This window comes from Streptomyces sp. NPDC053474 (assembly GCF_044544845.1).
Lineage (GTDB): Bacteria > Actinomycetota > Actinomycetes > Streptomycetales > Streptomycetaceae > Streptomyces.
The window spans coordinates 482,125-499,063 of record NZ_JBITXV010000003.1; the positions used below are offsets into that span (position 1 = coordinate 482,125).

General features: G+C 73.5%; 16 protein-coding genes and 1 tRNA gene. 13 read left to right on the top strand and 4 right to left on the bottom strand.

Annotated elements, in window-relative coordinates:
• Nucleotides 1-208: 208 nt before the first annotated feature.
• Nucleotides 209-2,071, top strand: coding sequence for a putative bifunctional diguanylate cyclase/phosphodiesterase (locus tag ACIG3E_RS08870; protein WP_399613049.1), 1,863 nt, complete (start codon nt 209-211; stop codon nt 2,069-2,071).
• 132 nt (nt 2,072-2,203) lie between these two features.
• Here the strand turns inward: ACIG3E_RS08870 and ACIG3E_RS08875 are convergent, their stop codons facing one another.
• The 3 genes from ACIG3E_RS08875 to ACIG3E_RS08885 form a co-directional block, all read right to left on the bottom strand.
• Nucleotides 2,204-3,304, bottom strand: coding sequence for an LLM class flavin-dependent oxidoreductase (locus ACIG3E_RS08875; RefSeq protein ID WP_399613527.1), 1,101 nt, complete (start codon nt 3,302-3,304; stop codon nt 2,204-2,206).
• A 258-nt stretch (nt 3,305-3,562) separates the two neighbouring features.
• Nucleotides 3,563-4,303: a decarboxylase gene (locus ACIG3E_RS08880; protein ID WP_399613051.1), complete on the bottom strand. Its 741-nt coding sequence runs from the start codon at nt 4,301-4,303 to the stop codon at nt 3,563-3,565.
• Complete coding sequence (locus ACIG3E_RS08885; RefSeq protein WP_399613054.1) at nt 4,300-5,214, bottom strand: decarboxylase; 915 nt, start codon at nt 5,212-5,214, stop codon at nt 4,300-4,302. Before ACIG3E_RS08885 ends, ACIG3E_RS08880 begins: the two co-directional genes overlap by 4 nt.
• A gap of 430 nt (nt 5,215-5,644) precedes the next feature.
• Here ACIG3E_RS08885 and ACIG3E_RS08890 point away from each other — a divergent pair, with 430 nt between their 5' ends.
• Both ACIG3E_RS08890 and ACIG3E_RS08895 read left to right on the top strand, forming a co-directional pair.
• Complete coding sequence (locus ACIG3E_RS08890) at nt 5,645-6,631, top strand: D-2-hydroxyacid dehydrogenase (RefSeq protein ID WP_399613055.1); 987 nt, start codon at nt 5,645-5,647, stop codon at nt 6,629-6,631.
• A gap of 83 nt (nt 6,632-6,714) precedes the next feature.
• A complete protein-coding gene (locus tag ACIG3E_RS08895; protein WP_399613057.1) occupies nt 6,715-8,109 on the top strand; it encodes an amidase in 1,395 nt (464 codons plus the stop codon).
• Here ACIG3E_RS08895 and ACIG3E_RS08900 read toward each other — a convergent pair.
• On the bottom strand, nt 8,106-8,612 hold the full coding sequence (locus ACIG3E_RS08900) for a DUF3830 family protein (RefSeq protein ID WP_399613059.1): 507 nt from the start codon (nt 8,610-8,612) through the stop codon (nt 8,106-8,108). The genes ACIG3E_RS08895 and ACIG3E_RS08900 overlap by 4 nt on opposite strands.
• Before the next feature lie 121 nt (nt 8,613-8,733).
• Between ACIG3E_RS08900 and ehuB the strand changes: the two genes are divergently transcribed.
• From ehuB to ACIG3E_RS08950, 10 genes are all read left to right on the top strand, one after another.
• On the top strand, nt 8,734-9,666 hold the full coding sequence (gene ehuB, locus ACIG3E_RS08905; protein ID WP_399613062.1) for an ectoine/hydroxyectoine ABC transporter substrate-binding protein EhuB: 933 nt from the start codon (nt 8,734-8,736) through the stop codon (nt 9,664-9,666).
• Nucleotides 9,663-10,448, top strand: a complete 786-nt coding sequence (gene ehuC / locus ACIG3E_RS08910) for an ectoine/hydroxyectoine ABC transporter permease subunit EhuC (protein WP_399613064.1) — start codon at nt 9,663-9,665, stop codon at nt 10,446-10,448. The genes ehuB and ehuC overlap by 4 nt, the downstream gene beginning before the upstream one ends.
• Nucleotides 10,445-11,110 (top strand): ectoine/hydroxyectoine ABC transporter permease subunit EhuD, encoded by a 666-nt coding sequence (gene ehuD, locus ACIG3E_RS08915; RefSeq protein ID WP_399613067.1) that lies wholly within the window; start codon nt 10,445-10,447, stop codon nt 11,108-11,110. Before ehuC ends, ehuD begins: the two co-directional genes overlap by 4 nt.
• Nucleotides 11,100-11,915 carry an ectoine/hydroxyectoine ABC transporter ATP-binding protein EhuA gene (ehuA, locus tag ACIG3E_RS08920; RefSeq protein WP_399613069.1) on the top strand — a complete coding sequence of 272 codons (816 nt, stop codon included), beginning with the start codon at nt 11,100-11,102 and terminating at the stop codon, nt 11,913-11,915. The genes ehuD and ehuA overlap by 11 nt, the downstream gene beginning before the upstream one ends.
• A gap of 187 nt (nt 11,916-12,102) precedes the next feature.
• Nucleotides 12,103-12,873, top strand: a complete 771-nt coding sequence (locus ACIG3E_RS08925) for an IclR family transcriptional regulator (RefSeq protein WP_399613071.1) — start codon at nt 12,103-12,105, stop codon at nt 12,871-12,873.
• A 74-nt stretch (nt 12,874-12,947) separates the two neighbouring features.
• Nucleotides 12,948-13,021 (top strand) — tRNA-Lys (locus ACIG3E_RS08930).
• A gap of 119 nt (nt 13,022-13,140) precedes the next feature.
• Nucleotides 13,141-13,875: a thioesterase II family protein gene (locus ACIG3E_RS08935; protein ID WP_399613073.1), complete on the top strand. Its 735-nt coding sequence runs from the start codon at nt 13,141-13,143 to the stop codon at nt 13,873-13,875.
• Between the two features lie 148 nt (nt 13,876-14,023).
• Complete coding sequence (locus ACIG3E_RS08940; RefSeq protein WP_399613075.1) at nt 14,024-14,845, top strand: endo alpha-1,4 polygalactosaminidase; 822 nt, start codon at nt 14,024-14,026, stop codon at nt 14,843-14,845.
• Nucleotides 14,846-14,946: 101 nt separating this feature from the next.
• Nucleotides 14,947-16,221 carry a sensor histidine kinase gene (locus ACIG3E_RS08945; protein ID WP_399613077.1) on the top strand — a complete coding sequence of 425 codons (1,275 nt, stop codon included), beginning with the start codon at nt 14,947-14,949 and terminating at the stop codon, nt 16,219-16,221.
• The gene (locus ACIG3E_RS08950) at nt 16,154-16,849 is read left to right on the top strand and encodes a response regulator (protein ID WP_399613079.1); all 696 of its coding nucleotides are present in this window, start codon (nt 16,154-16,156) and stop codon (nt 16,847-16,849) included. Before ACIG3E_RS08945 ends, ACIG3E_RS08950 begins: the two co-directional genes overlap by 68 nt.
• Nucleotides 16,850-16,939: the final 90 nt, after the last annotated feature.

Here is a 16,939-nt window from a genome sequence, read left to right on the forward strand (position 1 = left end):
GGGCCGGGCCGAGCAGAAACGATCTGCCGCGGTCTCCCGGGCCGCCTCCGCGAGGTGCGGCGGCTGGAGGCGATGCGGGCCACCCTCTATGATCGGCACACTTTCCGGGCCCCGTCGGCCGCACACGAGCGGTCGATCGCCTCCCCAGACCCGCCAGGACCAGGGGCCCCATCGACCTGCTCGATCGATCGCACTGCGGGAGCAAGCGGTGAACGGAACGTCCGAAGGGCCGACTGCCACAGCGGTCACAGCACCGGGCCGCACCCGGCCTGCCGTCACAGAGCGTAATCAATGCGGTGTGGCCGGGCACTCCGTCCAGCACATCGCCGACTACCGCGCGGCCTTCGCCGCGGCCCCCCTCCCCCTCGCCGTCGTCGACCGCGAGGGGCTCGTCGTCTGTGCCAACGAGGCGTTCGCCGGGCTGCTCGGCGCGGACCACGCCGACCTGCCGGGCCGGGTCGCCGCCGACCTCGTGGACCTGGCGTCCGACGCCCGCGCCTGGCACGCGTACCACGAGGTGCTCCGCGGCCGCCAGGCCAAGCTGCGCTGTACGCGGCGGCTGAAACATCCCGACGGGCACTCCCTGTGGACGCAGATCACCGTCTCGCCGCTGCCGGACGAGCGGCACGCGCCGGGCACCGTGCTGCTCGCCGCCGCCGACATCAGCGCACGGCGCGACCTCCAGGCGCGCCTTCGCCACCTCCAGATGCACGACCCGGTGACCCGCCTCCCCAACCGCGCGCTGTTCTTCGAGCGGCTCGCGACCGCCCTGGAGGCGGGCGCGTACGACGACACGAGCACGGGCCGCGTCGGCCTGTGCTATCTGGACCTCGACGGGTTCAAGGCCGTCAACGACACCCTCGGCCACCGCGTCGGCGACCGGCTGCTCGCCGCCGTGGCCGAGCGCCTGACCGGCTGCGCCGACCGGGCCGCGTACGGCAGGACCTCCGCGCCGCTCGTGGCGCGGCTCGGCGGGGACGAGTTCGCGCTCCTCGTGGAGGACTCCACGGGCACCGACCAGCTCGCGGAGCTGGCCGACGCGACCCTGCGGGCGCTCCAGGAGCCCTTCGACCTGTCCGGGCAGCGCCTGTCCCTCTCGGCGTCCATCGGCGTCGTCGAGCGGCGCGCCGCCGGGACGACCACCACCGGTCTGATGCAGGCCGCCGACACCACGCTGTACTGGGCGAAGACCGACGGCAAGGCCCGCTGGACGCTCTTCGACCCCGAGCGCAACGCGCACCGCATGACCCGGCAGGCCCTGGCCAGTTCGCTGCGGCCCGCCGTCGAGCGCGACGAGTTCGTGCTCGACTACCAGCCGCTCGTGGGCATGGAGGACGGCGGTCTGCACGGCGTGGAGGCGCTGGTGCGGTGGGATCATCCGCAGTTCGGGCTGCTCACGCCGAATCGGTTCATCGGACTTGCTGAAGAAGACGGATCCATCGTGCAGCTGGGCCGCTGGGTGCTGCGCACGGCCTGTCGGCAGGCGCGCCGCTGGCAGCTCGAACACCCCGAGCGGGAGCCGGTGTTCGTGAGCGTGAACGTCGCCGTGCGGCAGGTGTGGGACTCCGACCTCGTCGCGGACGTCGCGGAGATCCTCGCCGAGACCGGCCTCGCGCCCGAGCTGCTCCAGCTGGAACTGACCGAGTCCGCCGTCATGGGCTCCGCCGGGCGCCCGCTCCAGGCCCTCCAGGCGCTGAGCGACATGGGCGTGCGCATCGCCATCGACGACTTCGGCACGGGCTACTCCAACCTCGCGTACCTGAGCCGCCTGCCCGTCTCCGTGCTCAAGCTGGACGGGTCCTTCGTCCGGGGCTTCCAGTACGAGGAGGGCGAGGGGCACGTCAACCCGGCCGACGAGGTGATCGTCGAGGCCCTGGTGCGCCTCGCCCACCAGCTCGGGCTCACCGTCACCGCCGAGTGCGTGGAGACCTCCGGGCAGGCGGAGCGGCTGCGCAGGATCGGCTGCGACACCGGGCAGGGCTGGCTGTACTCCCGGGCCGTGGCCGCCGAGCGGATTTCCAAGATCCTTGCGGCGGAGGGGCGTGACGCCTCGGGCGCCGTGTGCGGGTAGTGCCCCTGCCCCGGGCTGGGCCCCCCGCCTCGCCGGGATGTGCTTTCGCCTGCGGGTTGGTTGTGGCTGGGCGCGCCCGCGCGGCGGAGCCGCATATCAGCACAGCCCCGCGCCCCTACGGGGCGCTGCCTCTTAGCTCTCCTTCGGGAGGGCGTAGGTGTCTGCTATCAGTTCGTAGCTGCGTAGGCGTACGTCGCCGCTGTGGGCGTTGGCCGTGAGCATCAGCTCGTCGGCGCCGGTGCGCTTGGCGAGGTCGTCGAGGCCCGCTCGGACCTGGTCGGCCGTGCCGTGGATGACGTTGCTGTTCCAGCTGGTCACGAAGTCCCGCTCCGCCTCGGTGAAGTGGTGCGCGGCCGCCTCGTCCGGGGTGGGCACGAGCCCGGGGCGGCCGGTGCGCAGCCGGATCATGTTGAGGGCGGCGGCCCGGACCTGGCGGCGGGCCTCCTCCTCGGCGTCCGTGGCGAGCGCGGAGACGCCGATGACGGCGTACGGGGCGTCGAGGAGCGCCGACGGGCGGAACGACTGGCGGTACAGGTCCAGCGCCGGGAGCGTGTTCTGCGCGGAGAAGTGGTGCGCGAACGCGAAGGGCAGCCCGAGCGTCCCGGCGAGCCGGGCGCTGAAGCCGGACGAGCCGAGCAGCCAGATCGGCGGGCGGTGCGGGGACTGGACGCCGCCCGGGGACGTGGCCTGGACAGGCCCGGGGACCGCGTGGATCCGGGCGTACGGGTGGCCGTCGGGGAAGTCGTCGTCGAGGAACCGGGTCAGCTCCGCGAGCTGCTGCGGGAAGTCGTCGGCGCCCTCGCCGAGCCGGTCCGTGCGGCGCAGGGCCGCCGCGGTGGCGCCGTCCGTGCCCGGGGCCCGGCCGAGGCCGAGGTCGACGCGGCCCGGGGCGAGGGCCTCCAGGGTGCCGAACTGCTCCGCGATGACGAGCGGGGCGTGGTTGGGCAGCATGACGCCGCCCGAGCCCAGGCGGATGCGGGTCGTGTGGGCGGCCAGGTGGGCGAGGATCACGGCCGGGGACGAGGAGGCGACGCCCGGCATCGAGTGGTGCTCGGCCACCCAGTGGCGGTGGTAGCCGCGGGATTCGGCGAGCTTGGCGAGGGCGACGCTGGTGTGGAGGGCGTCGGTGGCGGTGCGGCCGGAGCCGACGGTCACGAGGTCCAGGACGGACAGGGGGGTGGGGGCCGTGCCTCTCGGCTCGGCCCTGATGCCCTCGCCGTCGTTCGCGTCCATGTCCACTCGCACTGGGGCCTCCTGCGGTCCGCGTCGTCCGTCCGTACGGAGAGCCGTAACGGGAGGGAGGCTCCGCTTATTCCCGGGCCTCGCGGCACGCCCCAGACCCGCCCCTTCCCGCTTCCTGGGGGCTCCGCCCCCAGACCCCCGCTCCTCAAACGCCGGAGGGGCTGGATTTCCAGCGCCGTTTTCGGGGGTCCAAGGGGGCGGAGCCCCCTTGTTCGGGAAGGGGCGGGTCCGGGGCGCACCCGCGAGGGCCTAGCCCGGGCGGACCTGGACGATCGGCTCCTTCGTGAAGAGGGCGCCCAGGGCCGGGGCGTTGACGCGGCGGGAGGCTAGGCGCAGGGCCTCCCAGACGGTGACCTGGTTGGCGGTGAGGACGGGCTTGCCGAGGGCGGCCTCCAGGTCGGGGAGGTGCGCGGCGGTGTGCAGGGCCGTGTCGGGCAGGAGGACGGCCTGCGCGTCGGGGTGGTCGCCCGCGCGGGCGAGCGCGAGGACCTCGTCCCGCCCCCACGTGCCGACCTCGGCCGCCGTGACGACGCCACTGGCCCGGAGGGACACCACGTCCACCCCGGCCGCCTTGAGGAACGCGGCGAAGTACCCGGCGACGTCCTCGGGATACGTGGCCGCGACGGCGACCCGCCCCGCCCCCAGCTCCCGTACCGCGTGCGCGAACGCGAAGGACGTGGAGGACGCGGGCAGCCCCGCCGCCCTGGCCAGGCCCCGCACCTGGTCGTGCGCGCCCTCCCAGCCGAGGACGAAGCTCCCGCTGGTGCACGCCCACACCACGGCCTCCGCGCCGGTGAGGCGCAGCTCCTCGACCCCGGCGGCGAGCCGCGCGGGCGACCCCATCTCCACGAGCGCGTCGACGCGGTGGGCGTCCTCGCCGATGTCGGTGTGCACGACCTGGAGGCGGATGTCGGAGCCGAGGAGCTGCTCGACGCGTGGGTAGTCGTCCTCGGCGGAGTGCCCCGGGTAGAGGAATCCGAGTGCGGTCAAGTCCAGCCTCCTTCTGGGGTGGGGCCCGAGGCTCCGGGCCCCGCGGGCGGTTCCGGCAGGACCTCCGGGGGCGCCGCGGGAGCGGGCGGGGCGGGGGCGGGCGGCTCGGTCACCGCCGGGGACCCGAGCGCCGGGTCCAGGGGGGCGAGGGTCGCCGCGCCCGGCCGCGCGCCCGCGTCGATCAGCGCTTGGTAAGGCCCTACCGCACGCGTACCCAGTCGTCGCAGGGCCGACCACATCGTCACCTGGTTCGCCGACAGGACCGGCACCCGCAGCTCCGCCTCCAGCTGCGGGATGACGTCGTACGTGGGCAGGTTCGTACAGCTGATGAACAGCGCGTCCACCGGCCGCAGGACGGCGCGGCGCGCCATGTCCGCGACATCGCGGTAGGGCACCTTCCAGATGTGCCGGGTGAGTCCGAGGTAGGCGCGGCCCACGACCGAGACGCCCGCCTCGCCCAGATACTCCTCCAGGGCCTGCGTCACCGACCAGGTGTACGGCGTGACGAGGGCGATGCGGCGCGCGTCCAGCTCGGCGAGGGCCTCCAGGAGGGCGCCGGAGGTGGTCACCGCGGCCACCTCGCCCTCGCGCGCCATGGCCTCGCACATCGCCCGCTCGCCCGCGACGCCGCCGACGAAGCTGCCGGACGTGCAGGCGTACGCGAGGACTTCGGGCTCGGCGGCGGTCAGCGCCCGGACCGCCTCGGCGAGCGTCTCGTGCTCGCTGACCAGGCGCGCGAGGTCGAGGCTGACCTCGACGGGCACGTACGGCGTGCGCGTGAGGTGCAGGGAGACGTCGTCGGGGACCCAGCGCCACAGCTCGCGGTCCAGGGCGAAGTCGAAGGGGGCGACGACACCGACACCGCGCTGCGGGTGCGGTCCGCCGGCCAGGGAGAACGACGTGACGTCCATGAGCAGGCCCTACGTTCGTGCGTGCGTGCAGTGACAGGGCCGGCCGGGGGCCGGAAGTGGAGCGGTACCGGCGACGCGCCGGGACGTCGGGACGGGGGACGTGTGCGGCGTGCACACGGTGGCGGGAGCGGGTGCGCCGAACGTACTCGCCGCCGCCGTCACGGGAGTGCTGTGCTCTGTTGACGAAGGTAGGTTCGGGTGCCAGCGTGGTCAATCCGCACATCTCAGACAGTCGTGGGCGTCGGCGCGCGCGGCGCCGCGGGCGCCGTCCGGCCCGTCGTCCGAGCCGTCCGTCCACGCGTGGTCCGGGCGTGCCGGGCGCGCCGTGCGGGCCGTGGCCCGGGCGCTCGGCGACTCGCGCCACGCGCACCTCCAGTCCAGCACGCACTTCCAGGGAAGCGGGCTCTCGTTGCGAAACCGATTCTCCACCGTGTCCGAAAGAACCGGGTCCGGGGGCGCCGGGGCACCCCCCACCGTGCTGGTCCTCGACGCCCCGGCGCCGGCGCCGCCGCCGCGGCTCGGCGCGCTGACCGGCCGGGCCCGCGTCCGGCACACCGACGCGGACGGCCTGGCCCGGGAACTCCCGGGCGCCGACGTGCTGTTGGTGTGGGACTTCCTGTCCGACGCGGTGCGCCGCGCCTGGCCGGGCGAGGGGCCCCGGCCGCGCTGGGTGCACACCGCGAGCGCGGGTGTCGACCGGCTGATGTGTCCCGAACTCGTCGCCTCCGACACCGTGGTGACCAACGCCCGGGGCGTCTTCGACCAGCCGATCGCCGAGTACGTCGCGGCGCTCGTGCTCGCCCTGGCCAAGGACCTGCCGCGCACGCTCGCCCTCCAGGGCGAGCGGACCTGGCTGCACCGCGAGAGCCAGCGGGTGGCGGGCACGCGCGCGTGCGTGGTGGGTTCGGGCCCGATCGGCCGGGCGATCGTACGCACGCTCAAGGCGATCGGCATCACCACGGTCCTGGTCGGCCGCACCCCGCGCACCGGTGTGCACGGCCCCGCCGACCTCGACCGGCTGCTCGCCCGCGCCGACTGGGTGGTGTGCGCGGCGCCGCTCACCGACGACACCCGCGGCATGTTCGACGAGCGCCGCTTCGGCGTGATGCAGCCCTCGGCGCGGTTCATCAACGTGGGCCGGGGCCAGTTGGTCGTGGCGGACGACCTGGTGGCCGCGCTGTCGAAGCGGTGGATCGCGGGCGCGGCCCTGGACGTCTTCGAGCACGAGCCGCTGGAGCCGGACAGCCCGCTGTGGACGGCCCCCGGGCTGCTGGTGTCCCCGCACATGAGCGGCGACACCGTGGGCTGGCGCGACGAACTCGGCGCGCAGTTCGTGACGTTGTACGACAGGTGGGAGGCGGGTCGGCCGCTGCCGAACGTCGTCGACAAGGAACGCGGTTACGTTCCGGGGCACTGACCGCGGGCGCGAGTGGGCAGGGATCACGCGTCCCCCGAGTTCCCCCGGCGCCGTCCCCCGTCGGGCCTCTTCCAGGAGCGTGCATGACTGAGCTCGCCGAACTGACCGCCGTACAACTCGTCGAGGGCTACCGCAAGGGCGAGTTCAGCCCCGTCGACGCGACGCGCGCGGTGCTGCGCAGGGCCGAGGAGATCCAGCCCGCGGTGAACGCGTTCGTCCGGACCGACGCCGAGGCGGCGCTCGCGGGGGCGCGACAGAGCGCGGAGCGCTGGCGCGCGGGCGAGCCGCTCGGCCTGGTGGACGGGGTGCCGGTCACGGTCAAGGACCTCCTGCTCCAGCGCGGCACGCCCACGCTGCGCGGCTCCCGGTGCGTCAGCGAGGAAGGCCCGTGGGACGAGGACGCGCCGTCCGTGGCCCGGCTGCGCGAGCAGGGCGCGGTGTTCGTCGCCAAGACGACCACGCCCGAGTTCGGCTGGAAGGGCGTCACGGACAGCCCCCGGCACGGCATCACCCGCAATCCGTACGACACCACGCGCACCGCGGGCGGCTCCAGCGGCGGCAGCGCGGCGGCCGTGGCCCTCGGCGCGGGGCCGCTGTCGCTCGGCACGGACGGCGGCGGCTCGGTGCGGATCCCCGGCGCGTTCTGCGGGATCTTCGCGCTCAAGCCGACGTACGGGAGGGTGCCGCTGTTCCCGCCGTCCGCGTTCGGGACGCTCTCGCACGTGGGGCCGATGACGCGGGACGCGGCGGACGCGGCGCTGCTCATGGACGTGATCGGGCTCCCCGACGCCCGGGACTGGTCCTGTCTGGGCCCGCGCGGGGGCACCTTCCAGGAGGCGCTGCGCGGCGGGGTGCGGGGGCTGCGCGTCGCGTACTCGCCGACGCTCGGCGGGCAGGTGGCGGTGCGGCCCGCGGTGGCGGCGGCCGTGCGCGCGGGGGTGGAGGCCCTCGCCTCGCTCGGCGCGTACGTGGAGGAGACCGACCCCGACTTCGCCGACCCCGTGGAGGCCTTCCACACGCTGTGGTTCAGCGGGGTGGCCCGGGTCGTGCAGCAGCTGCCGCCCGCGCGCCGGGAGTTGCTCGACCCGGCGCTGCGGGAGGTGTGGGGGCAGGGCGCGCGGTACAGCGCCCTCGACTACCTCGCGGCGGTGGACGTCCGCATGGAGCTGGGGCGGCGCATGGGCCGCTTCCACGAGACGTACGACCTGCTCGTCACGCCGACGCTGCCGGTCACGGCCTTCGCGGCGGGGGTCGAGGTGCCGCCGCGGAGCGGGGCGCGGCGGTGGACGGGGTGGACCCCGTTCACCTACCCCTTCAACCTCACCCAGCAGCCCGCGGCGACCGTGCCGTGCGGGGTGGACGGGGACGGCCTGCCCGTGGGGCTGCAGCTGGTCGGGGCGCGGTTCGCCGACGACGTGGTGCTGCGGGCCGCCCACGCCCTGTACGAGGCGGGGGCGGCGGCGATCCCGCGCCCCTAGGGCCTGTCCGATGGGTGCCGCCGGAAGCTCAGGGTCTCCCCCTGGGCTCCGGTGCGCCACAGGTCGTTGCAGGCCTCGGCCAGGGCCGGGAGGCCGTCCACGACCTCGCCCCAGACGATGCCGGGGACCCAGCCGACGTCGCCGTTGACCAGCAGGTTGTTGCGCTCGTAGAAGAGGGCGAGGTCGACGACCGTGCCGCTCGGGGGCCGGGTGTCGTAGCCGTGCGACGACGTGCCCAGTTCGGTGCCGCTGAAGGTGAAATAGCACAGGTCGCCCGGGATGGGCGTGATGGTGGGGTTCTCCAGTGGGGGCTCTTCGGGGGCGAAGGGCGGGAAGAGGGAGTAGATCTCGTTGCGGGCGTACTTCGCGTGGTACACCTCGCCGCTGAGCGGCAGCGCGTCCCACACGGCCGCGCAGGTCACCGGAGCCTTGTCGTCGAGGAGCCGCGCCGTGGCCCGGACACCGCGCTTGGCGAGAGCGACTTCGATGTAGCGGTCTGCCATGCGGCCCATGGTCCTCCCGGGGGCGCGCCTCCCGTCAAGAGGACGTCCGCCGGGCCCCGGGCTCCCGGCGGGGCCTGAATTGATCCGCATATCTCGCGTCGGGTCGGGTAGCCGCGCGCCCATGGCTCCACCACTGAGCAACCCCATCAAGACAGCGAGCGGACGGGCGGACGGGGGCAGACCCGGGCGCGCGGCGGGCCCGCCCCGGCGTGCGGTCCTGGCGTCCGCCGCCGCCCTCGGCGCGGTCGGCGCGCTGGGCGCGGCGGGCTGCGGCCGCATCCCCACCGGGGACACCCTGGCCCGCCTGAAGTCGCAGGGCACGGTGCGGCTCGGCATCGCGGGCGAGGCACCGTACGGGTACATCAATGACGACGGGGACTTCACCGGCGAGGCGGTGGAGCTCGCGAAGATCATCTTCAAGCGGCTCGGCGTCGGCCGCGTACAGCCGGTCGCGACCGACTTCAGCTCGCTGATACCGGGGCTGAAGACGCAGCAGTTCGACGTCGTGTCCGCCGGGATGTACATCAACAAAGAGCGCTGCCAGCAGGTCATCTTCTCCGATCCCGAGTACCAGATGCTCGACTCCTTCATCGTCCGCAAGGGCAACCCCAAGGGGCTGCGCACGTACCAGGACGTGGTGCGGAAGAAGGCCAGGTTCGGGACGGGCACCGGGTACGCCGAGATCGCGTACGCCGTCGCCGCCGGGTACAAGGAGAGTGACATCGTCATCCTCCAGGACCAGGTCGCGGGCCTGAACGCGGTCGAGGCCGGGCGCATCGACGTATTCGGCGGCACCGCCCTGACCGCGCGCCAGGTCGTGCGCAAGAGCCGCAGGGCCGAGGCCACCGAGCCGTTCGCGCCCGTCATCGACGGCAAGAAGCACATCGACGGCGGCGGCTTCACGTTCCGGCCCACGGACACCAAGCTGCGCGACGCCTTCAACGTGGAGATCCACAAGATGAAGAAGAGCGGCGAGCTCTTCCGGGTGCTCAAGCCCTTCGGCTTCACGGAGGCCGAGATGACCACCCTGACCGCCAAGGAGCTGTGCCGATGACAGCGGGCCTCTGGGAACACTGGGTCCTGCCGGGCATCTGGATCACCATTCAGCTGACCGTGTACAGCGCGGCGCTCGCCACCGCGGTCGCCTTCGGCGTCGGCATGGCGCGCACGCACCGCTCGCGCGTGGTGCGGTTCTTCGCCGCGTTCTACACCGAGGTCTTCCGGGGCATGTCCGCCCTGGTCCTGATGTTCTGGATCTTCTTCGTCCTGCCGCAGCTCGCGGGCTGGGCCCTGGTGCCGATGTGGGCGGCCGTGCTCGCCCTCGGGCTCTCCTACGGCGCGTACGGGGCCGAGATCGTGCGCGGCGCCCTGAACGCGGTGGCTCCGGCGCAGCGCGAGGCGGGGGTCGCGCTGAGCTTCACGCCGTGGCAGCGGATGCGGCTCGTCCTGCTGCCGCAGGCGGTCCCGGAGATGATCCCGTCGTTCTGCAACCTGCTCATCGAGCTGCTCAAGGGCACCGCCCTGGTGTCGCTGCTCGGCATCGGCGACGTGTCCTTCGCGGCGTACCTGGTGCGGCTCGCGACCACCGAGAGCGCGCAGATCTACTCGATCACGCTGGTCATCTACTTCGTGCTCGCCTTCCTCCTGACACGTGGCATGAAGCTCCTGGAGCGCAGGGCCAAGGCCGGGATCGGGCAGTTCCCGGAGCCGCGGCAGGGCCTCGGGCCGTGGCTGAAGTTCCGTCAGCCGAGCGCCAAGTCCAGTGAGTTGAGTACGACGGGTATCACGGCCACCGCGGGCACCACCGGCATCACGGACGGAGGTGCCTCGCGATGAACCACGGTACGGACAAATGGGACTGGGGCGCGGTCGCCGACTTCATGCCGCACTTCTGGGACGGGGTGCTCGTCACCCTCCAGGTGCTCGCGCTCGGTTCGCTGATCTCCTTCTCGCTGGGGCTCGTGTGGGCGCTCGCCTTCCGCGCGCCGACGCGGTTCGTCCGCTGGCCGGTCGGCCTGATCACGGAGTTCATCCGCAACACGCCGCTGCTGGTGCAGCTCTTCTTCCTGTTCTTCGTGCTGCCGGAGTGGAACATCCAGTTCTCCGCCGAGACCACCGGCACGCTCGCGATCGGCCTGCACTACTCGACGTACACCGCGCAGGTCTACCGCGCGGGCATCGAGGCCGTGCCCGTCGGCCAGTGGGAGGCGGCCAAGGCGCTGAGCCTGTCGTACCCGCGCACCTGGACCGCGGTGATCCTGCCGCAGGCGATCCGCCGCGTGGTCCCCGCGCTCGGCAACTACGTCATCGCGATGCTCAAGGACACCCCGCTGCTCGCCGGCATCGGCGTCCTGGAGCTGCTCCAGCGCTCGCGGCTCGAAGCGGCGCAGACCTTCCAGTACACGGAGGCGCTGACCGTCGTCGGCGTCGCCTTCATCCTCATCGCCTATCCGTCCTCCCTCCTCCTGCGAGCCCTGGAGCGCCGTCTTGTCCGCTGACACCCACCTCTCCAAAGACCGGCCGAACCCGGCCGTCGACGGCAGCGAGCTGATCCGCTTCGACAAGGTCGTCAAGCGCTTCGGCTCGAACACGGTCCTGGACGAGCTGGACTTCTCCGTGGCCTCCGGCAAGCACGTGACGCTGATCGGCCCCTCGGGCTCCGGCAAGACGACGATCCTGCGGCTGCTCATGACCCTGATCAAGCCGGACGAGGGCACCATCAAGGTCGGCGGCGCGTATCTGACGCACGAGGAGAAGAACGGCAGGCTCGTGCCCGCGGGCGAGAAGCACGTCCGCGAGGTCCGCAAGAACATCGGGATGGTCTTCCAGCAGTTCAACCTCTTCCCGAACATGAAGGTCCTACGCAACATCACGGAGGCCCCCGTCACTGTCCTCGGCCTGCCCAAGGACGAGGCCGAGCAGCGCGCCCGCGACCTGCTCGACCTGGTCGGCCTCGGCGACAAGTGCGACGCCTACCCGACGCAGCTCTCCGGCGGCCAGCAGCAGCGGGTCGCCATCGCCCGGGCCCTGGCGATGCGCCCGCAGGTGCTCCTCCTGGACGAGGTGACCTCGGCGCTCGACCCGGAGCTGGTCGCCGGGGTCCTCGACGTGCTGCGGGACATCGCGCACACCACGGACATCACCATGCTCTGCGTGACCCACGAGATGAACTTCGCCCGGGACATCTCCGACCAGGTCCTGATGTTCGACGCGGGCCGGGTGATCGAGTCCGGCCCGCCGGAGAAGATCTTCACCGACCCCGAGCACAACCGGACCCGCGAATTCCTGTCCGCGGTGCTCTGAGCGGCGCCCACGCCGGGCTTTCCCCGGCGCGCCCGCCGGGGGCGCGCCGGGAACGCCGTAGAAACCTCCAACGCCCCCTACCAGCAGGCGATTTGGCGGTTATGGTGGACAGGGTCCAGCTGTCCGGAAACCGTACCGTCCAGGGACCACCAGGCCACCGGGGCCACGAGGGGTCGAGGGGGAAGCCGTGACGCTCCAGCACGAGCCGACGACGGCGCAGACGACGGCGCACCGGTCGGTGCAGCACGCCCTGCGCGTGCTCGAACTCGTCGCGCGCCGCTCCACCGGCGTCACCGACGGCGAACTGGCCCGGCACGCCGCGCTGCCCCCGGCCCGGCTCACCCCGCTGCTGCGCATGCTGCTCCGCGAGGGGTACGTGGAGCAGCTCGCGGACGGGGCGTATGTGACGGGCGCCTCCCTCACCCGGCTCGGCTCCACCCACGAGCGCGGCCGCGCCCTGCGCGAGAAGCTCCAGAGCACCCTCGTCGGCCTGCGCGACTCGATCGGCGCCGCGGTGTACGTGAGCCGGTACGTGGACGGCGAGATCCGGGTCATGGACGTCGCGGACGGCCCCCGGACCCCGAAGGTCAACGAGTGGGTGGACTTCCGCGTCGCGGGCCACGCGTGCGCGGTCGGCAAGAGCCTGCTCGGCCAGCTCGACGTGGCCGCCCGCCGGGACCACCTGGCCCGCCACAAGATGCCCCGGCTCACCTCGCGGACGATCACGAACGAGCGGGTCCTCCTGACGAAGCTCGCCGCCCAGGCCCCCACGGTCCCCGTCCTCGACATCCAGGAGTACGCGGTCGGCACGGTCTGCGCCGCCGTCCCCGTCACGGCGGGCGCGGCCGTCGGCTGCCTCGCCCTGTCCCTTCCGGTCGAGCGCGCGCACCGGCTGCGGGAAGCCGCCGAGACCCTGAACCGCGAGGCGGCCCCGGTGCTGCTCTCCCTGGCGATCTGAGCGGCCACGGCGGGGCGGGCGGCGGGTGGTCATGAGCACCCCCGCGGACCAGGTATTATTTTCTTCGTCAGCAGGCGCCGCTAGCTCAGTTGGTTAGAGCAGCTGACTCTTAATCAGCGGGTCCGGGGTTCGAGTCCCTGGCGGCGCACTAGCGATCAGGTCACCCACCTGAGGCTGGCTTCAAGAGGGCCCTTCCGGTTTCCGGAGGGGCCCTCTTCGCATGCGATCATCGGGTTCGACCTGGTACCGGTGGTGGGGGGGGACAACATGGTGTGGACGACCGTCGTGGAACCGCGGCCCTTCGCGGCCCGGCGCCTGGTGTGCTTCCCGCACGCGGGCGGCTCGCCGCACTTCTTCCGCTCCTGGGGCAAGGCCCTGCCCGACTTCGAGGTGCACGCGGTCTGCTACCCGGCGCGCGGCGAGCGCATCGCCGAGCCGCCCGCCACCGACCTGCGGCAGCTGGCCCGCGACCTCGCGCGGGAGCTGCGCCCGCTCCCCGACGGGCGGCCCACCGTCTTCTTCGGGCACAGCATGGGCGCCACCGTCGCCTACGAGGTCGCGCGGATCTGGCAGGCCGAGGGGGCCCGCCCCGAGCACCTCTTCGCCTCGGCGGCCCGGGCCCCGCACACCGCGCAGGGCTCGCCCGAGGAGGCCGCGGCCCTCGACGACGCGAAGGTCCTCGACATCCTGCGGCGCCTCGGCGGCACGGAGGCGGAGCTGCTCGACAACCCGCTCTTCCTCGATCTGGTCATGCCGTACGTGAGCGCGGACTTCCGCATGCTCGCGGGGTACACAGCCCTGGTGGACGCCGCCCCGCTCGACTGCCCCGTCACCGTTCTGCTCGGTGACGCCGACCCTCGGGTGCGCGTCGAGCAGGCCGAGGCCTGGCGGGAGGCCACCCGGGGTGCCTTCGAGCGGGTCACGCTGCCCGGTGGGCACTTCTACCTCGCCGACGAGCCGCCCTTCGCCCTGATCGGGCGGGTCGCGGGTGGCCGGGGCTGACGCCCCCCGCCCCGGCCGGAGCTGCCGCGACTGCTGTCTCTCGTCTGCGGGGCCCGTCGTGGCTGGTCGCGCCCACGCGGCGGAGCCGCACATGGACACAGTCCCGCGCCCCTACGGGGGCGCTCCCCTACTCCTCGAGGACGACCAAATGCCGCTCCGTCGCCCGGCCCACGCCCTCGGCGCCCTCGCTCTCGTGAGCGCCCTCCTCACGAGCTGCTCCGGCGAGAAGGACAACAGCCCCTCCGATCGCGCGCCGCGGGCGCCACGTGCCGGGGTCGCCTTCGACTATCAGCTCGGGGGCGCCTACCCGCCGCCCGAGGGCGTGCGGGCCGTCTCCCGCGACCGCGCGGCAAAGCCCGTCCCCGGCCGCTACAACATCTGCTACGTCAACGCCTTCCAGGCCCAGCCCGGCGGCAGGACCGCCGCGTGGTGGCGCGAGAACCACCCCGGCCTGCTGCTGCGCGACGCGGACGGCGAGCTCGTGATCGACGAGGACTGGAAGGAGCCGATCCTCGACATCTCCACCGCCGCCAAGCGCAAGGCCCTGCTCACCGTCGTCGGCCCGTGGATCGACGGCTGCGCCCGCGCCGGTTTCGACGCCGTGGAGCCCGACAACCTCGACTCCTACGCCCGCTCCGACGGCCGCCTCAAGGCCGCCGACGGCCGGGCCTTCGCGCGGCTCCTCGTGCGCAGGGCCCACGACCGAGGCCTGGCCATCGCGCAGAAGAACACCACCGAGTTCCTGGACGCGAAGCTCGGCTTCGACTTCGCCGTCGCCGAGGAGTGCGGCCAGTACGGCGAGTGCGGCGACTACGCGGCGGTGTACGGGCGGAAGGTCTTCGACATCGAGTACGAGAAGAAGGGCTTCGAGGCCGCGTGCCGCCGCTGGGGCGGCAAGCTCTCCATCGTCCTGCGCGACCGCGACGTGAGCCCCGCCGGAGAGGACGCGTACGTGTACCGGCGCTGCTGACCTCCCCCGCGCGGGCCGGGCACCGGATATCCCCCGTACCGGCGAGGACGCGGCCCGCCGCCCGTGCTGAACTGGCAGCCCCCGTGCGAGGGAGCCGCCGCATGCAGCGAACGTCCGTGCCGAGACCTGGACCGGCACGCCGCCGTCACCACCCGTTCCATTCGTTCCACTCGTTCCACCCGTACCTCACGGACGGGGCCCTCGCCGCCCTCGTCCTGTTCGCCACGTCCCTGCAGTTCCTCTTCCCCCACGAGGGCGACGCCCGGCTCTCGCCGATCGGCTTCCTGCTGGGCGCGGGCACCGCGGTGCCGCTGGCGTGGCGGCGGCGCGCGCCGATGCTCAGCGTCTATCTGGTGAGCGTGTTCACGCCCGCGATGGCCGTCTACCGGGCGCCGCCGCCGGACGTCGCCTACGGCGGCCTGGTCGCGCTCTACACCCTCGCCGTCGTCGGCAAGCCCGTGCAGCGGCGCGTCGTGCTCGCCACCTGGCTGATCGGCGCGACGGCCACGATGACGTTCCGGGAGCGGGCCGAGCCCTTCGAGTACGCCTTCCACCTGCTGAGCTTCGTCAGCGCGTACGGCTTCGGCGTGCTCGCCCGGGTGCAGCGCGCCTACACCGCGGCCCTGGAGGACCGGGCGCTGCGCCTTGAGCGGGAGCGGGCCGGTGAGACCGCGCGGGCCGTCGCCCGTGAGCGGGCCCGGATCGCCCGGGACATGCACGACGTGGTGGCGCACGCCGTGAGCGTCATGGTGGTGCAGGCCGAGGCGGGCCCGGTGGTGGTGCGGGCCGATCCGGGGCGCGCGGAGCGGGCGTTCGAGGCGATCGGCGCGGCCGGGCGGGACGCGATGGAGCAGCTGCGGCGGATCCTCGGGGTGCTGCGGGAGGCGGACGGCGACGGCTCCCCGGACGGCGACCGGGGGCCCCAGCCCGCGCTCGCGGCGCTGCCCGCGCTGCTGGCCCGCGTCGAACAGGCGGGCGTCACCGTGCGGTTGAAGGAGTCCGGCGAGACCCGCCCGCTGGCCGCCGACGTCGACGTGGCCGCGTACCGCCTGGCCCAGGAGGCGCTGACGAACGTACTGAAACACGCGGGAGCGAGCCTGGTGACCGTGGAAGTCGCCTGGTCACCGCGTGAATTGGCGCTGACGGTGACGGACGACGGCACGGGGGCCGCGCGGGGCACCGGCGGGGGCTACGGCCTGGTCGGCATCCGCGAGCGCGCCGCCGCCTGTGGCGGCCGGGTCGACGTGGGACCCGCCGCGGGAGGCGGATTCCGTGTCGCGGCGCGGCTGCCCACGGCATCCTTGGCGCATGAGCATCCGCGTGGTGGTGGCCGACGACCAGGAGCTGGTGCGCAGCGGCTTCGCGATGATCCTTGACGCGCAGCCCGGCATCGACGTGGTGGCGGAGGCGGGCGACGGCGCCGAGGCCATCGACGCCGTGCGCCGCCTGGCGCCGGACGTGCTGCTCCTGGACGTCCGCATGCCCGGCGTCGACGGCATCGAGGCCGCCCGCGTGGTGTGCGCGGAGTCCGGCTGCCGGGTGGTGATGCTGACGACCTTCGACATCGACGAGTACGTGTACGACGCCCTGTACGCGGGCGCGAGCGGGTTCCTGCTCAAGGACGTGCGCAGGGACGACCTGGTGCACGCGGTCCGCGTCGTCGCCGCCGGGGACTCGCTGCTCGCCCCGTCCGTGACCCGCCGTCTGGTCGCGGACTTCGTGCGCCGCGGCCGCCCCGGCGAGGCGGCTCCGCCGCCCTCCTCGTCCCCCGCGGGGCCCTCGCGCCACCTCGGGGTGCTCACCGCCCGTGAGGAGGAGACGCTGCGGCTGCTCGCCCGCGGCCTGTCGAACGCGGAGATAGCGGCGGAGTTCGTCGTCAGCGAGCACACCGTGAAGACCCACGTCAGCAACGTCCTGTCGAAGCTGGCGCTGCGGGACCGCGTCCAGGCGGTGATCTGCGCGTACGAGCACGGGCTCGTGGTGCCCGGGGACCAGGGCCCCTGAGCGGTCCTCCCCCGCCGGAGGGAGGGCGGCCCGCGCGCTCCCCCGCGCGACCCAGGGACCGCCTCCCCGAAGACCGCTCCCCACGGCGAT

What these genes read in the sequence shown, in the direction of transcription:
- ACIG3E_RS08950 (WP_399613079.1), top strand. Translation starts at nt 16,154, where the DNA reads ATGAGCATCCGCGTGGTGGTGGCCGACGACCAGGAGCTGGTGCGCAGC.
- ACIG3E_RS08940 (WP_399613075.1), top strand. Translation starts at nt 14,024, where the DNA reads ATGCCGCTCCGTCGCCCGGCCCACGCCCTCGGCGCCCTCGCTCTCGTG.
- ehuD (WP_399613067.1), top strand. Translation starts at nt 10,445, where the DNA reads ATGAACCACGGTACGGACAAATGGGACTGGGGCGCGGTCGCCGACTTC.
- ACIG3E_RS08885 (WP_399613054.1), bottom strand. Translation starts at nt 5,214, where the DNA reads ATGGACGTCACGTCGTTCTCCCTGGCCGGCGGACCGCACCCGCAGCGC.
- ACIG3E_RS08900 (WP_399613059.1), bottom strand. Translation starts at nt 8,612, where the DNA reads ATGGCAGACCGCTACATCGAAGTCGCTCTCGCCAAGCGCGGTGTCCGG.
- ACIG3E_RS08895 (WP_399613057.1), top strand. Translation starts at nt 6,715, where the DNA reads ATGACTGAGCTCGCCGAACTGACCGCCGTACAACTCGTCGAGGGCTAC.
- ACIG3E_RS08945 (WP_399613077.1), top strand. Translation starts at nt 14,947, where the DNA reads ATGCAGCGAACGTCCGTGCCGAGACCTGGACCGGCACGCCGCCGTCAC.
- ehuC (WP_399613064.1), top strand. Translation starts at nt 9,663, where the DNA reads ATGACAGCGGGCCTCTGGGAACACTGGGTCCTGCCGGGCATCTGGATC.
- ACIG3E_RS08935 (WP_399613073.1), top strand. Translation starts at nt 13,141, where the DNA reads ATGGTGTGGACGACCGTCGTGGAACCGCGGCCCTTCGCGGCCCGGCGC.
- ehuB (WP_399613062.1), top strand. Translation starts at nt 8,734, where the DNA reads ATGGCTCCACCACTGAGCAACCCCATCAAGACAGCGAGCGGACGGGCG.
- ACIG3E_RS08875 (WP_399613527.1), bottom strand. Translation starts at nt 3,304, where the DNA reads ATGGACGCGAACGACGGCGAGGGCATCAGGGCCGAGCCGAGAGGCACG.